The organism is Streptomyces sp. NPDC053432, from assembly GCF_055585365.1.
This window is the reverse complement of sequence record NZ_JBVJKF010000014.1, coordinates 133,827-148,157: the sequence shown is the minus strand read 5'-3', so window position 1 is coordinate 148,157 and position 14,331 is coordinate 133,827. Positions and strand designations below refer to the sequence as shown.

Sequence of the window (14,331 nt, the reverse complement as noted above, 5' to 3'; positions counted from 1 at the left end):
AAGTTGGGGGGAGGAGGTATGGAATTCAGAAAGGGGATCTCTACGCACACGGCTTCCCGCCCCCCCCCCCCCCCCCCCCGGCCCCCCCCCCCCACGCCCGTTTCCGTGCGGCCGTCAGGGCCGTGGGACGCTCACGGGGGCCTCATTCCGTCTTCGGGGTGATCCTGGCCGGGCCGGCCGCCGGGTCGGAGCGCAGCTTGTCGTGGAGGGCCTTGCTCTCGTCCGTGAGCTGCTGGGGCCCGCTGTGCGGGGGCACGCCGGAGACGTTCGCCCCGGGGGCGTTCGGCGGCTCGTACTTGGTGGGCGCGGTCGCGGTCGTGTACGCGGTGGCCGCGGCGATCACCACGGCCACCGCGTACACGGCGCGCGTCCGCAGCCGGGTGCGCCGCTCGCCCGACTTCCGTACGGCGGCGGCCGGGCGCGGGTCGAGCGCCACGGCCGGCTTCAGCGCGGTGAACCTGTCGCGCAGCAGCGCGGACTGCTTCTCGGGTGCCGCCGCGGCCAGCGCGGGGATCCGCGAGGCGAGCGTGGCGTGCGCGTGCAGCAGCCGGTTGCCGGCGGTGGGGGTGCTGGCCTCCGTCTCGGCGGCGGTGTCGGGCAGGTCGAGTCCCACGCCGTCGTAGAGCAGCACCGTACGGCGGTGGTTGGGGGGCAGCGCGAGCATGGCGTCGAGGAGGATCCGGTCGGCGGGCTCGGCGGGCGGCTTGTCGGGATGCCGGTGGGCGCGGCGGAGCTGGTGCCAGGGGGAGAGCGCGTACTCGTAGGTGGCCGCGCGCAACCAGCCCACCGGGTCCGGGTCGGTCGCGACCTCGGGCCAGCGGTCCCAGGCCAGCTGGAAGGCCCGGTCGACGGCCTCCAGGGCGAGGCCCCGGCGGCCGGTGAGGAGGTAGGCCTGCCGGGCGAGGGCGGCGGCGGCGTGGGCGTGGAGGGCGTCGAAGTCGTCGACGGGCAGGCGTTGCCCCACGGGGTGCGGGTCGCTCTCGTCGGCTGCCTGCGTGGTGCCCGCCGCCGTGGGTTCGTCGCCGCCGTCCGCCGGTGCCGACGCTGCCGCGGGGCCGGGTGACGCCGCCTCGGGCGGTGAGGGCGGCGTGGGCGGTGAGGGCGGCGTGGCCGGTGCGGGCGGGTGATCGGGTTCGGCCGCTGCCTGCGGCGCCTCGGCGGGAGCCGGCCGGACGGGTGCGTCGGGCCCGGGCCCGGGCCCCGGCGCTGCCGCGGGTGGCGGCGGGACGGTTGGGTGCGGCGCGGCCGCAAGGCCGGCAGCGGTGGTCCCGTCCGTCCGCGGGGCGCCCGCGGCCGCAGGCTCGGAGGATGCGGCCGCCGGAGGTGCCGGCGCACCGGCCGGGGACACGGGGGCGGGTGACGGCGCGTCGGCCGCATCCGGGGCGGCGCCTGACGGGCCCGCGGAGTCCTCCGTCGGCGCGGAGGCCGGTCCTCGGTCCGGCCGTGCCGGGTGGACGGCGGTTCGGTCGGCCGCCACCTTCGCCCGGCCGCCGTCATCGGCACTGGCGGAGGGCCGTACGGGCTCCTCCGGGGTGCGTGCCGCGGCGACGGGGGGCGCGGGTGACCCGGTGTCAGGGCCCGGCAGGGCCGCCTCAGGCGCCGCGGGCGTGTCCGCGCGCGCGGAAGCCGCCGCGGAAGCCGTTTCGGGCGAACGGGTCCGGAGGCGGGTCAGAAAGCGGGCGTACACCTCCAGTTTGCGGCCCCGCGGGGCCGTGCGGCCGGTCTCCCAGGAGCGGACCGTGGTCGGAGTGACGCCCACCGCCGCCGCGACCTCATCGTGCGTCAGCTCCGCCGCTTCGCGCAGTCTGCGGCGCTCCTTCGGGGACGGGAGGCTCCGCTCCGCGTCGGATGCGGAGGTCATATCGACGCTTTGTGTCATGCCACACTCCCCGCGACCTGACCGCTCTGGGCGAAAAAGTACATAAACGTATATTGAGCGACACAACGGGCATTCGCCTGTTACGCACTCATAGCGCGTGTCGAAGGCACCATGGCGGGGTGACCCAAGTGACCGAACGCGGGACCCCGTTGCCGACGGCCCCGCGAACCGGCCGGCGTCGCCGTTCACCGGCCGCCGCCGCATGCGTGATCGGCGGCGCCGTGGCCGCCGGGCTCGGGCTCGGCTTCCTCGCCGTGCTCGTCATCGTCCTGTGGATCAGCTCCCCCTACCCCGACAGCGGCCCCGGCGGCGCGCTTCACCTCGCCGCCGGCCTGTGGCTGCTCGCGCACGGTACGGAGCTGGTCCGGTACGACACCCTGTCCGGCGTGCCCGCGCCCGTCGGGGTGACTCCGCTGCTGCTCGTCGCGCTGCCCGTGCTGCTGATGCGGCGCGCCGCCCGGCTGGGGAGCGCCTCCGAGGAGGGCGGCGAGGAGGTGCTGCCCGCCGCCGCCGTGTTCTCCGCCGTGCTCTGCGGGTACCTCGCGGTCGGCGCCCTCGCCACGGTGTACGCCGCCGGAGGGCCGATGCCCGCCGACCCGCTCAGCGCGGCCTGGCACGTGCCACTGGTCGCCGTGCTCGCGGCGGCCGGCGGGGTCTGGGCCGCGCGGGGGCGCCCGGACGGGTCGCTGCCATCCTGGGTGCCCGGGGGCGTACGGAGGGCCGTCGCGCGCCCCCGGTACGCGCTGGCGCTCCGTGCCGGGGCGGGCGGGGCACTGGTGCTGCTGGGCGGTGGGGCACTGCTGGTCGGCGTCTCGCTCGCGTGGCACGGGGCCGAGGCGCAGGGGTCGTTCCTGGCGCTGACCGGGGTGTGGTCGGGGCGGTTCGCGGTGCTGCTGCTGGCGGTCGCGCTGATCCCGAACGCGGTGGTCTGGGCGGCGGCCTACGCGCTCGGGCCCGGCTTCGCCCTCGGCGCCGGTGCGAACGCCACCCCGCTCGGCTTCGCCGGGTCGCCCTCGCTGCCGCGGTTCCCGCTGCTGGCCGCGCTCCCGCCCGAAGGACCCGGGACCCCGCTGACCTGGGCGGCCGTCGGGGTGCCGGTGGCGGCCGGGCTGGCGGTGGGGTGGTTCGCGGTACGCCGGGCGCGCGACGTCTCGTACGGGGAGACGGCGTTCACGGCGGGCCTGGGGGCGGTGGTGTGCGGACTGGTCATGGCCGGTCTGGCGGCCGCCGCGGCCGGGCCGATGGGGTCGCGGCAGCTCGCGGAGTTCGGGCCGGTGTGGTGGGCGGTGGGGGCGGCGGCCGTCGCCTGGACCCTGCCGGGGGTGGGAGTGGCCGTGGCGGTGCACGCGTGGCGGAACCGGCCGGTTCCCGTGGCGGCCGACGCCTGGCACGACAGCGGGGTGCGGGAGCTGCGGTGGGAGGCCTTGAGGACCGCCGCCGGTGGTCTGATCCCGGACATCTCGGCGCCGCCGGTGCCTCCTGCCGCGGCTCCGGCGCCGGCTCCTGTTGCGGACCCGGCCGCTGCCCCGGTCCGGGCGTTGACCGTGGTGTCGGCGGTCGGGCCGGAGCTCACCGTGCCGGTGGCTGCGCCTGTGGCTGCGCCTGTGGCTGCGCCGGAGCCGCCGTTGGTGCCGCCGGTGGCCGGTGCCCGGGTGCTGGCCCGGCGCAAGCCGTCGCCGTAGCGCCACTCCCGGGGCTCCGCCCCCGGACCCCCGCGCCTCAAACGCCGGCGGGGCTGAACGCGCCGCCGGGTGGCTACTGGCGGACCTTCAGGACGTCGCCCACCACGTTGTCCGGGAGGAGGGTGTTGCACTGGAGTTCCGCGGACTGGGTGAGGGCGTCGTCGCGGCAGACGTAGAAGTCCTTGTACGCCAGCTGCACCGCGTACGAGCTCATCGCCAGCAGGATCGCCAGGGAGGCCGTGACCAGGCCGCTCACCGCCGCCGTGCGCTGCGGGCGGGCCGCCGGGCCGAGGGCCGCCAGGCCGCCGGGCTCCTGGGGCCGGTCCGGGTCGGCCGTCGTCGGGGCGGCCGGGCGGCCGCGCAGGGCGCTGATGCCCCAGTAGACGGCCAGCGCGCCCAGCAGCAGGCCGACCGAGGGGATGCCGAAGATGCCGAAGAAGAAGCCCCACATACCGGCCAGCAGCGCGTACCGCGCCCGCCGCTGGATCGGGTCCGTAGGGTCCCAGCGGACCGGTCCTCCCTGACCGTCCGCGTTCCCCGGGTCCTCGCCCGGCCCCTGGCCCGGCCCGCCGCCGGCACCGGCGCGCGGCTGCCACGGCTGGTCCGGGCGGCCCTCCGGCGGAGCCGCGAACGGGTTGTCGTCGGCGGAGGGGGAGGGCGGCGAGGAAGGGGTGGAGGGGGTGGAGGAGTCGGGCTGGCGGCGGTCCGGCATCGGGTGCGTTTCTTCCCCTGTGTCAAGGACGTCAGGGCGACGTCGAGGCGTGTACGCCTGACGCTACCGCCCGGCCGTCCCCCCGTCCCTCGGGGGCCGTCCGGTGTGCCGGTATCGTTGCAGGCGGTCGGTGGCTTCGTATGGTTCCCCGTATATCGGTACCCCGAAGTTTCGTATGACCGCACAAGACGAACACCGCAATTCCGCGAGAAAGGGCCTCCCATGGCCGCCTCCCGCCTGGTCGTGCTGGTCTCCGGTTCCGGCACCAACCTCCAGGCCCTGCTCGACGCCATCGACGCCCACCCCGGCGGACCCGAGGGCTTCGGTGCCGAAGTCGTCGCCGTGGGGGCCGACCGAGAGAACATCGTGGGCCTGGAACGGGCCGAGAAGGCCGGGATCCCCACCTTCGTGTGCCCGGTCAAGGCCCACGGGAGCCGCGAGGAGTGGGACGCCGCGCTCACCGAGGCGACCGACGCGTACGCCCCGGACCTCGTGGTGTCCGCCGGGTTCATGAAGATCGTGGGCAAGGCGTTCCTCGACCGCTTCGGCGGCCGGTTCATCAACACCCACCCCGCCCTCCTCCCCGCCTTCCCCGGTGCGCACGGCGTACGGGACGCGCTCGCCTACGGCGCGAAGGTCACCGGCTGCACGGTCCACTTCGTGGACAGCGGCGTGGACACCGGTCCGATCATCGCCCAGGGTGTGGTCGAGGTGCGGGACGAGGACGACGAAGCCGCTCTCCATGAGCGCATCAAGGAAGTCGAGCGCCAGCTGCTCGTCGATGTCGTGGGGCGCCTGGCCCGGCACGGCTACCGCATTGAGGGACGAAAGGTAACGATCCAGTGACCGCCGCAGACACCGCAGCGAGCAACGACCCGACCACGAACCAGCGGCCGATCAGGCGTGCGCTCATCAGCGTCTACGACAAGACGGGACTGGAAGACCTGGCCCGCGGCCTGCACGAGGCGGGCGTCGCGCTCGTCTCCACCGGCTCGACCGCCTCGAAGATCGCCGCCGCCGGAGTGCCCGTCACCAAGGTCGAGGAGCTCACCGGCTTCCCCGAGTGCCTGGACGGCCGCGTCAAGACCCTGCACCCGCGCGTGCACGCCGGCATCCTCGCCGACCTGCGCCTGGAGGATCACCGCAACCAGCTCGCCGAGCTGGGCGTGGAGCCCTTCGACCTGGTCGTCGTCAACCTGTACCCCTTCCTGGCCACCGTCCAGTCGGGTGCCACCCCGGACGAGTGCGTGGAGCAGATCGACATCGGCGGTCCGTCGATGGTCCGCGCCGCCGCCAAGAACCACCCGTCGGTCGCGGTCGTCACCAGCCCGGCCCGCTACGCCGACGTGATCGCGGCCGCCCAGGGCGGCGGCTTCGACCTCACCGCCCGCAAGCGGCTCGCGGCCGAGGCCTTCCAGCACACCGCCGCCTACGACGTGGCCGTGGCCTCCTGGTTCACGAACGCGTACGCGCCGGAGGAGGACGCCGTCCTGCCCGAGTTCCTCGCGGGAGCCTGGGAGCGCAAGTCGACCCTCCGCTACGGCGAGAACCCGCACCAGGCGGCCGCCCTCTACACGGACGGTCAGCCGGGCGGCCTCGCCAACGCCGAGCAGCTGCACGGCAAGGAGATGTCCTTCAACAACTACGTGGACACCGAGGCCGCCCGCCGCGCCGCCTACGACCACGAAGAGCCCTGCGTCGCGATCATCAAGCACGCCAACCCGTGCGGCATCGCCGTGGACCGGGCGGACGTCGCCGCGGCCCACCGCAAGGCGCACGCCTGCGACCCGCTGTCGGCGTTCGGCGGCGTCATCGCCGTCAACCGCCCGGTGACCGTCGAGCTCGCCGAGCAGGTCGCGGAGATCTTCACCGAGGTCATCGCCGCCCCCGCCTACGAGGACGGCGCGGTCGAGATCCTGGCCAGGAAGAAGAACATCCGCGTGCTCAAGGTCGACGGCACCCCGCACCAGCCGGGCGACCTGAAGCCGATCTCCGGCGGGGCGCTGCTCCAGCAGTCCGACGTCTTCCAGGCGGAAGGTGACGACCCGGCCAACTGGACCCTCGCCACCGGCGACGCCCTGTCCGCCGAGGAGCTCGCCGAGCTGGCCTTCGCGTGGAAGGCCTGCCGGGCCGTCAAGTCCAACGCCATCCTGCTCGCCAAGGACGGCGCCTCGGTCGGTGTCGGCATGGGCCAGGTCAACCGCGTCGACTCGGCGAAGCTGGCCGTCGAGCGGGCGGGCGCCGAGCGCGCGCAGGGCTCGTACGCCGCCTCCGACGCTTTCTTCCCCTTCCCGGACGGGCTGGAGATCCTCACGGCCGCGGGCATCAAGGCCGTGGTCCAGCCGGGCGGTTCGGTCCGTGACGAGCAGGTGATCGAGGCTGCGAAGAAGGCCGGCGTGACGATGTACTTCACCGGCACCCGCCACTTCTTCCACTGAGACCCGGGGCTCCGGCCCCACAACGGCGAAGGCCGCGACCCGCAGTGCGGGTCGCGGCCTTCGCCGTGACGTGGGACGTGCCGGCCGGGCTCAGTAGCGCGGGCGCTTGAACCAGGCGGCGCCGTCGGCGGTGACCACCGAGGCGAGGATGATGCCGCCGAGGGCGAGGCCCACCAGGCCACCCGCGACACCGCCGCCGCCGGCGGCGGAGGAGTTGGCGAAGTTGCTGAGACCGCCCAGGATGGACAGCGAGGCGTAGATGATCGTCGTGATGCGGATGCCGTTGCCGCCCTTGGCGAACTTGGCGCCGAGGAAGATGGCCAGGCCGCCCAGAGCGAAGAAGAGCAGGGCGACGACCACGAGGATGGCGCCGACGGCGTCACCGCTGCTGCTCGAGGTGGAGCCCGAAACCGCCGCGCCGCCGAGGCCCATGACGAGGCCGCCGATGATCTGCAGGCCGCCGACGATGAAGAGCAGCACGCGCGAGGTCTTCAGCAGACCCGGCATCTGCATCGGCATGCCGGGGTAGCCGCCGGGGCCGGCCGGGTAGCCCATGGGCGCCTGCTGCTGCGGGTAGGCGTAACCACCCTGCGGCGGGACGCCCTGAGGGGCCTGCTGCGGGTAGCCGTAGCCGGGCTGGCCCTGCGGGGGCTGCTGTCCGTACGGGTTGTTCGGGTCGCCGAAGCTCATTTGGGGTGTTCCTCCGTGGAAGTGCGGGGACGCACGGCAAACGCGCGGAGGAATTCTGCATCTTTGCGGTCCGCCCCCCGGCCCTGCCCGCGGCACTCTTTCCATGCATCGTCGTGGGACACGCAAGTACTTGTCCAGTTGGTTGCAATGAGCCCTGTCACTTGTTGTGCAAGTGCAATGAACGGCGTGCAGCGGGGAACGCCCCGCGGGCACCGTGACTGGAACCGGGGGCACTCCATCCGGGAGGATGGGAGCATGACCGCCCAGATTCTCGATGGCAAGGCCACCGCGGCCGCGATCAAGTCCGAACTGACCGCCCGCGTGGCGGCCCTGAAGGCCCGGGGCACCACCCCCGGCCTCGGCACCCTGCTGGTCGGCGACGATCCGGGCAGCCGCTGGTACGTCAACGGCAAGCACCGGGACTGCGCCGAGGTCGGCATCGCCTCCATCCAGCGCGAACTGCCCGAGACGGCCTCCCAGGAGGACATCGAGGCGGTCGTACGGGAGCTCAACGACAACCCGGAGTGCACGGGCTACATCGTCCAACTCCCGCTCCCCAAGGGCATCGACACCAACCGGGTCCTGGAGCTGATGGATCCGCTCAAGGACGCCGACGGCCTGCACCCCATGTCGCTGGGCCGGCTGGTGCTCAACGAGCCGGGGCCGCTGCCCTGCACCCCGTACGGCATCGTCGAGCTGCTGCGCCACCACGACGTCGAGATCAACGGCGCCCACGTGGTGGTCCTCGGCCGCGGCATCACCGTCGGGCGTTCCATCGGCCTGCTGCTGACCCGCAAGTCCGAGAACGCCACCGTGACGCTCTGCCACACCGGTACGCGCGACCTGTCCGGGCTGCTGCGCCAGGCCGACATCATCGTCGCGGCGGCCGGCGTCCCGCACCTGGTCAAGCCGGAGGACGTGAAGCCGGGTGCGGCCGTGCTCGACGTGGGCGTCAGCCGCGACGAGAACGGGAAGATCGTCGGTGACGTGCACCCGGGCGTCGCCGAGGTGGCGGCATGGATCTCCCCGAACCCGGGCGGAGTCGGCCCCATGACCCGCGCCCAGCTGCTGGTCAACGTCGTCGAGGCGGCGGAACGGGGCACCAGTGCAGGCTGAACCCGACGCGGAGCAGGCGGCCGGGGCACGGCCGGCGGGCTCCCGCCGCTTCCCGTCCGTCACCCGGGACACCGCCCGCCCCGAGGGGAGCGGCCGCGCCGTGCCCGGCGCGGTGTCCACGCCCGCCCGCCAGTGGCCGATGCTCAGCGTGCTCACCGCGACCGCGGTGGGCCTGCTGGCCACGGCGCTGGGGCATCCGCGCTTCGGCACCCTGGTGATCGGCATCGCCCTGATCGCGGCCTCGGCCCTGCGGCGGCTGCTGCCCTCGGTGGGGATGCTCGCGGTGCGCTCCCGGTTCACGGACATGGTCACGTACGGGCTGCTGGGCGTGGCGATCACGCTGCTCGCGCTGGTCATAGAGCCCAAACCGTGGCTGGACGTGCCGTTCCTGGAGGACGCGGTCCGCTTCACCGTGCGCTGACACCCCCGGAAGGGAGGTGCGGCAATAGCCCGAAAGGGTCGAGATGCAGGGCGGAAACCGCCCTCCCGCCTTCGAACCCTCCGGTCCGTGTGCCGTGCACCACAGGGACCGGGGGATCGAGCCGCTCCAAGGTCGGATAGCCTGACGGCGGATGTCTCTTCACATCAAGATTCACTGGGAAGCGGCGTCCTCCAGCACATGGGGCGGGACGCCCCAACCGCCAGCTGTCTAACGGAGAAGGCCATGACCCGCACTCCCGTGAATGTCACCGTCACCGGCGCCGCCGGCCAGATCGGCTACGCGCTGCTCTTCCGCATCGCGTCCGGCCACCTGCTCGGCGCGGACGTGCCGGTCAAGCTCCGCCTCCTGGAGATCCCCCAGGGCATGAAGGCCGCCGAGGGCACCGCCATGGAGCTCGACGACTGCGCCTTCCCGCTCCTCAAGGGCATCGACATCTTCGACGACCCGAACCAGGGCTTCGCCGGCGCCAACGTCGCCCTCCTCGTGGGCGCCCGCCCGCGCACCAAGGGCATGGAGCGCGGTGACCTGCTCTCCGCCAACGGCGGCATCTTCAAGCCGCAGGGCAAGGCCATCAACGACAACGCGGCGGACGACATCAAGGTCCTCGTCGTCGGCAACCCGGCCAACACCAACGCGCTCATCGCGCAGGCCGCCGCCCCGGACGTCCCGGCCGAGCGCTTCACCGCGATGACCCGCCTGGACCACAACCGCGCGATCACGCAGCTGGCCCAGAAGACCGGCTCCGACGTCACCGACATCAAGCGCCTCACCATCTGGGGCAACCACTCGGCGACGCAGTACCCCGACATCTTCCACGCGGAGATCGCCGGCAAGAACGCCGCCGAGGTCGTGAACGACCAGGCGTGGCTGGCCGACACCTTCATCCCGACCGTCGCCAAGCGCGGCGCCGCGATCATCGACGCCCGTGGCGCCTCCTCGGCCGCCTCGGCCGCCAACGCCGCCATCGACCACGTCCACACCTGGGTCAACGGCACCGCCGCGGGCGACTGGACCTCGATGGGCATCCCGTCCGACGGCTCCTACGGCGTTCCGGAGGGCATCATCTCCTCCTTCCCCGTCACCACCAAGGACGGCAAGTACGAGATCGTCCAGGGCCTGGACATCAACGAGTTCTCCCGTGCGCGCATCGACGCGTCCGTGGCGGAGCTCGTCGAGGAGCGCGACGCGGTGCGCGAGCTCGGCCTGATCTGATCCACCTGCTTCACCAGAACGCCCCGGCGGGCCCGCCCGCCGGGGCGTTCTGGCGTGATCACGCCTGTTCCCGGCACCGCAGGTGGCCTAATTTGGGCCGGTGACCCCGCCCGCCCTGCCCGCCAGGCCACCCGTTGACCCGGCCGCCAGCGAGGCGGGGCGGCTGCTGTGCGCGGGAACCTACCTCGACCGGGGCTTCCGCGACCGGGTCATCGACGAGCTGTACGTCCACTCCGAACGCGTCGTCGCGCCGTCCTACGGTTTCGACGCCGCCCGCGTCCTGGCCCACGCGCTGCGCGCCCGCCGCCTCGAACTGGGATGGTCCACCCTCGTACTCGCCCTGTGGACGCTCGCGCTCCCGCTGGTCGACCCGATGATCGTCCTCGTCGTCCCGTGCCTGGCCCTGAGCCTGTCCGGGTGGCTCGTCGGCAAGGCGGCCGGCAGCGCCACCTGGTACGGGCCCGCGCTCCTGCTGCGCTTCGCCGCCCGGCTGGTCCTCTTCCTGGTGCTGGTGGCCCTCGCCGCCCCCGGGCTCGTGCCGTGGCTGCCCGCCGCCGGGACCGGCACGTACGCCGGGGCCGGGGAACTGCTCCCGGTCGGGGTGGCCCTCGCCGTGATCGGGTACGCCGCCGAGCGCAGGCACGCCCACGTGGCGAGGATCCTCACGAGGGAGCTCTCCCGACGGCACTACGGACAGGTCGGGGAAGACCCGGCCGAGCACTTCGTCGGGCCGCGCTTCGCCCGGATCCGGGATCTCATCCGCGCGGAGCAGCACGATCCGCTCATCCTCTACAGCGTCACGAACCCGATGTGCGGGGCGGGTCAGCCGTTCCGCCCCTGGAGCCTGTCCGGCCTGGAACTGCGGCCGCGCACCGATCTGCCCGCCGGCCGGCGGCCCGTACCGCTGGACAACCGCCAGGTGCTGGAATCGATCGTGGCGGGACTGGTGGAGCTGCGTGTCCCCGGCCCCAAGGACACCCCGCAGGCCGAGGACGCGGTCCTGGACCGGCTGCGCGAGCTGGTGGTCGAGGAGTGCGTCTTCCTGCCCGCACTCGGATTGTCCCACCGCTCGGCGTCGCCGCGCGGGCCGTTGGAGTTCGCCGAGCACCGCCGCGTGGCGATGGAGGAGGGCGGCGAGAGGCGGCGGCACTACCTGCGCATACGGGTGGGCGCATGGGACGAGGACCTGGTCCTCACCGTCTTCGTACGCGTCCACACCCATGGCGGCATGCTGATGGTGGAGGTGGCACCGCACGTGCTGCTGCCGGTCCGCAGCCTCTTCCAGTCCGCCGACGGGATCCCCGCGCGGCGCGGGAACACACCCGTGATCACCCGCATCCTGCACACGCTGGCGCGGGCACCGCTCTCCCTCGGCGACGCGCTGGCGCTGCTCCTGCGGGCGCAGGGGAGCACCTGGCGACTCGTCACCGCGGATCCGGAGGAACTGGAGAGACCGATCGGCCCCGAGGTGTCCGTACGCGAACTCGGCTCCGAGACGAAGTCCTCGATCTTCCACGACATGGACGTCGACCGTTTCCTGAAGGCCATCCAGGAACGGGTGGTCGGCGGCGTCAGCCGGGCGCTGCACGAAGCCGGCTGGCAGACGCAGGAGTTCGACCGGCAGACCGTCCGGGTGGAGCAGGCGGTGTTCATCCAGTCCGTCAGCAACAGTTCCTTCGGCATCGGCGGAACCAGCTACAACGCCACTGTCAACCAACAAGGGGACAAGGGGGCAGGCCATGGCGCCTGACGAACAGCAGCACACCCCGGCCGTGCGGATCGGCCGCATCGACCGCAGCAGCTTCAGCATCGGCGGCAGCGGCAACCGCAACAGCGTGACCAACCACGAAGGCGCGGACGCCTACGAGGAACTGCGCACCGCCATCGGCGAACTGCGCGCCGACCTCGCCCGGCTCACCCCGCGCGCCGAGATCGAGGTACTGGACGCCGAGCTGGTGGAGGCGGAGAACGAGCTGGAGGCCTCGGGCAGTGCGGCCCCCGCCCGGCTGACCCGGGTGCGGGACGCGCTGGCCTCGGCGGGCGGGATCGTCGAGCTGCTGGCCTCTGCGGGCACCGTCCTGGGGTCGGTCACCCAGCTGCTGGGCGGCTGAGGCGCGGAGCCGGCGTGGCGCGGACCCCCGTACCGCGCCCGCCGGCGGCTCGTCAGGCCTTGGCGTCGTACATGCCCGGCCGGTAGTGGCCCGGTGCCAGGCGGGTGGTGACGCCGATGCGGTTCCAGACGTTGATCGTCGCGATGACGGCGATCAGCTGGGCCAGCTCCTTCTCCTCGAAGTGCTTGGCGGCCTTCTCGTAGACCTCGTCGGGCACGAACCCGTCGGTCAGCACGGTGACGGCCTCGGTGAGCTCGATCGCGGCGAGCTCCTTCTCGGTGTAGAAGTGCCGCGACTCCTCCCAGGCGGCCAGCAGCACGATCCGCTCGATGCTCTCACCGGCGGCGACGGCGTCCTTCGTGTGCATGTCGAGGCAGAAGGCGCAGTGGTTGAGCTGCGAGGCCCGGATCTTGACGAGTTCGACCAGGGCCGGGTCGAGGCCCTTCTTGGAGGCGGTCTCCAGGGCCAGGACGGCCTTGTAGACCTCGGGGGCGGCCTTGGCCATCTGCATGCGGGGGGTGTGCTCGTGTGCGTTCCGTGTCTCCGTCATGTGATCGACACTAGGGGCCGGGCGGCCCGGAGATATGGTCCATGTCCATGACGGATTCGTGGGCCACTTTCGGCGCCGACCTGCATCTGGACCTCTCCGCCGGGCGCGGCCTGCGGGCCGGTCTCACCGAGGCGCTGCGCGAGGCCGCGCGCAGCGGGCGGCTGGCGGCCGGGACGCGGCTGCCGTCCTCGCGGTCGCTCGCCGTCGACCTGGGCATCGCGCGGAACACGGTCGCGGAAGCGTACGCCGAGCTCGTCGCCGAGGGCTGGCTGACGGCCCGCCAGGGCTCCGGGACCAGGGTCGCCGAGCGGGCCAGGCCCCGCCGGACCCAGGCCGCGGGCACCGGCCGGGCCAGGCGTCCCGCGCGCGGCGGGCCCTCGTACGACCTCCAGCCCGGCTCCCCGGACCTGAGCGGCTTCCCGCGCGCCGCCTGGCTCTCGGCGGCCCGGCGCGCGCTGACGGACGCGCCGAACGCGGCCTTCGGGTACGCGGTCGAGACGCGCGGACGCATCGAACTGCGCGAGGCCCTCGCCGGGTACCTGGCGAGGGCGCGCGGGGTGTACGCGGACCCGGAACGGATCGTGCTGTGCGCCGGGTTCGTGCACGGACTGTCGCTGCTGGCCGGCGCGTTACGGGCGCGGCGGGTCCGGGAGGTGGCGGTGGAGGGGTACGGGCTGGACGTCCACCGGGACCTCCTGGTGCGGGCGGGCCTGCGGACGCGTCCGCTGGGCGTGGACGCGGAAGGGGCCCGTACGGGTGAACTCGGCGCGGGAGGGACCGGGGTGGGCGCGGTGCTGCTGACCCCCGCGCACCAGTTCCCGACCGGCGTCGCGCTGACCCCGGCCCGGCGGGCGGCCGCCGTGGACTGGGCCCGGACCACGGGCGGGCTGATCCTGGAGGACGACTACGACGGGGAGTTCCGGTACGACCGCCAGCCGGTCGGGGCGCTGCAGGGACTCGACCCCGACCGGGTCGTCTACCTGGGCACGGCCAGCAAGTCCCTCGCCCCGGGGCTGCGGATCGGCTGGCTGGTGCTCCCATCCGGCCTGGTGGACGAGGTCCTGGCCGTCAAGGGCGTGACCGACTGGACCTCCAGCGCGCTGGAGCAGCTCACGCTCGCGGAGTTCATCACCTCCGGGGCGTACGACCGGCACGTGCGGGGGATGCGGCTGCGGTACCGGCGGCGGCGGGACGAGCTGGTGGCGGCGGTGGCCGACCGGGTCGGCGTGTCGGGGATCGCGGCGGGGCTGCACGCGGTGCTGGACCTCCCGGAGGGGGTGACGGAACGCTCGGTTCTCCAGTCGGCGGCCTGGCACGACCTCGCGCTGGCCGGCCTGTCCCGCCACCGCCACCCGGAGGCGGACCTTCCGCCGCGGCCGGCGGTGGTCGTCGGCTACGGGACTCCGTCGGACAGTGCGTGGGCCCCTGCGCTGGCCGCGCTGTCGGCGGTGCTGCCGTAGGGCTCGTGCACGGGTGCGGCGCCGCTGTCGGGGGCGCTG

The 14,331-nt window shown here is 73.6% G+C and carries 13 protein-coding genes and 1 pseudogene; 9 read left to right on the top strand and 5 right to left on the bottom strand.

The genetic code is table 11. The features are described 5' to 3' along the window. Nucleotides 1-142: 142 nt before the first annotated feature. Nucleotides 143-964 carry a SigE family RNA polymerase sigma factor gene (locus ACZ6Y1_RS23465; RefSeq protein WP_469633146.1) on the bottom strand — a complete coding sequence of 274 codons (822 nt, stop codon included), beginning with the start codon at nucleotides 962-964 and terminating at the stop codon, nucleotides 143-145. 717 nt (nucleotides 965-1,681) lie between these two features. Further along, a pseudogene (locus tag ACZ6Y1_RS23460) lies at nucleotides 1,682-1,861 on the bottom strand (helix-turn-helix domain-containing protein); the annotation flags it as partial. A 137-nt stretch (nucleotides 1,862-1,998) separates the two neighbouring features. On the opposite strand from ACZ6Y1_RS23460, the gene ACZ6Y1_RS23455 reads away from it, so the two are divergent. Beyond that, complete coding sequence (locus ACZ6Y1_RS23455; RefSeq protein ID WP_469632985.1) at nucleotides 1,999-3,561, top strand: cell division protein PerM; 1,563 nt, start codon at nucleotides 1,999-2,001, stop codon at nucleotides 3,559-3,561. Between the two features lie 73 nt (nucleotides 3,562-3,634). Here the strand turns inward: ACZ6Y1_RS23455 and ACZ6Y1_RS23450 are convergent, their stop codons facing one another. Continuing rightward, the gene (locus ACZ6Y1_RS23450; RefSeq protein WP_469632983.1) at nucleotides 3,635-4,273 is read right to left on the bottom strand and encodes a hypothetical protein; all 639 of its coding nucleotides are present in this window, start codon (nucleotides 4,271-4,273) and stop codon (nucleotides 3,635-3,637) included. A gap of 222 nt (nucleotides 4,274-4,495) precedes the next feature. Here ACZ6Y1_RS23450 and purN point away from each other — a divergent pair, with 222 nt between their 5' ends. Both purN and purH read left to right on the top strand, forming a co-directional pair. Beyond that, nucleotides 4,496-5,119 carry a phosphoribosylglycinamide formyltransferase gene (gene purN / locus ACZ6Y1_RS23445; RefSeq protein ID WP_469632980.1) on the top strand — a complete coding sequence of 208 codons (624 nt, stop codon included), beginning with the start codon at nucleotides 4,496-4,498 and terminating at the stop codon, nucleotides 5,117-5,119. Beyond that, on the top strand, nucleotides 5,116-6,711 hold the full coding sequence (purH, locus tag ACZ6Y1_RS23440) for a bifunctional phosphoribosylaminoimidazolecarboxamide formyltransferase/IMP cyclohydrolase (protein WP_469632977.1): 1,596 nt from the start codon (nucleotides 5,116-5,118) through the stop codon (nucleotides 6,709-6,711). Before purN ends, purH begins: the two co-directional genes overlap by 4 nt. A 90-nt stretch (nucleotides 6,712-6,801) precedes the next feature. Here the strand turns inward: purH and ACZ6Y1_RS23435 are convergent, their stop codons facing one another. After that, entirely contained in the window at nucleotides 6,802-7,401 is a 600-nt protein-coding gene (locus ACZ6Y1_RS23435) for a hypothetical protein (protein ID WP_469632974.1), read from the bottom strand. A gap of 255 nt (nucleotides 7,402-7,656) precedes the next feature. On the opposite strand from ACZ6Y1_RS23435, the gene ACZ6Y1_RS23430 reads away from it, so the two are divergent. The 5 genes from ACZ6Y1_RS23430 to ACZ6Y1_RS23410 all read left to right on the top strand — a co-directional run bounded on the left by ACZ6Y1_RS23430 (nucleotide 7,657) and on the right by ACZ6Y1_RS23410 (nucleotide 12,282). Beyond that, nucleotides 7,657-8,517: a bifunctional methylenetetrahydrofolate dehydrogenase/methenyltetrahydrofolate cyclohydrolase gene (locus ACZ6Y1_RS23430; RefSeq protein WP_469632971.1), complete on the top strand. Its 861-nt coding sequence runs from the start codon at nucleotides 7,657-7,659 to the stop codon at nucleotides 8,515-8,517. Beyond that, complete coding sequence (locus tag ACZ6Y1_RS23425; RefSeq protein WP_469632968.1) at nucleotides 8,507-8,938, top strand: DUF3017 domain-containing protein; 432 nt, start codon at nucleotides 8,507-8,509, stop codon at nucleotides 8,936-8,938. Before ACZ6Y1_RS23430 ends, ACZ6Y1_RS23425 begins: the two co-directional genes overlap by 11 nt. Before the next feature lie 243 nt (nucleotides 8,939-9,181). Next, on the top strand, nucleotides 9,182-10,171 hold the full coding sequence (locus tag ACZ6Y1_RS23420) for a malate dehydrogenase (RefSeq protein ID WP_469632965.1): 990 nt from the start codon (nucleotides 9,182-9,184) through the stop codon (nucleotides 10,169-10,171). A 100-nt stretch (nucleotides 10,172-10,271) separates the two neighbouring features. After that, complete coding sequence (locus ACZ6Y1_RS23415) at nucleotides 10,272-11,921, top strand: hypothetical protein (RefSeq protein WP_469632962.1); 1,650 nt, start codon at nucleotides 10,272-10,274, stop codon at nucleotides 11,919-11,921. After that, a complete protein-coding gene (locus ACZ6Y1_RS23410) occupies nucleotides 11,911-12,282 on the top strand; it encodes a hypothetical protein (protein WP_469632959.1) in 372 nt (123 codons plus the stop codon). The genes ACZ6Y1_RS23415 and ACZ6Y1_RS23410 overlap by 11 nt, the downstream gene beginning before the upstream one ends. A gap of 52 nt (nucleotides 12,283-12,334) precedes the next feature. Here the strand turns inward: ACZ6Y1_RS23410 and ACZ6Y1_RS23405 are convergent, their stop codons facing one another. After that, nucleotides 12,335-12,832: a carboxymuconolactone decarboxylase family protein gene (locus ACZ6Y1_RS23405; RefSeq protein ID WP_469632956.1), complete on the bottom strand. Its 498-nt coding sequence runs from the start codon at nucleotides 12,830-12,832 to the stop codon at nucleotides 12,335-12,337. A gap of 47 nt (nucleotides 12,833-12,879) precedes the next feature. Between ACZ6Y1_RS23405 and pdxR the strand changes: the two genes are divergently transcribed. Further along, nucleotides 12,880-14,292, top strand: a complete 1,413-nt coding sequence (gene pdxR, locus ACZ6Y1_RS23400; RefSeq protein WP_469632953.1) for a MocR-like pyridoxine biosynthesis transcription factor PdxR — start codon at nucleotides 12,880-12,882, stop codon at nucleotides 14,290-14,292. Nucleotides 14,293-14,331 lie beyond the last annotated feature (39 nt).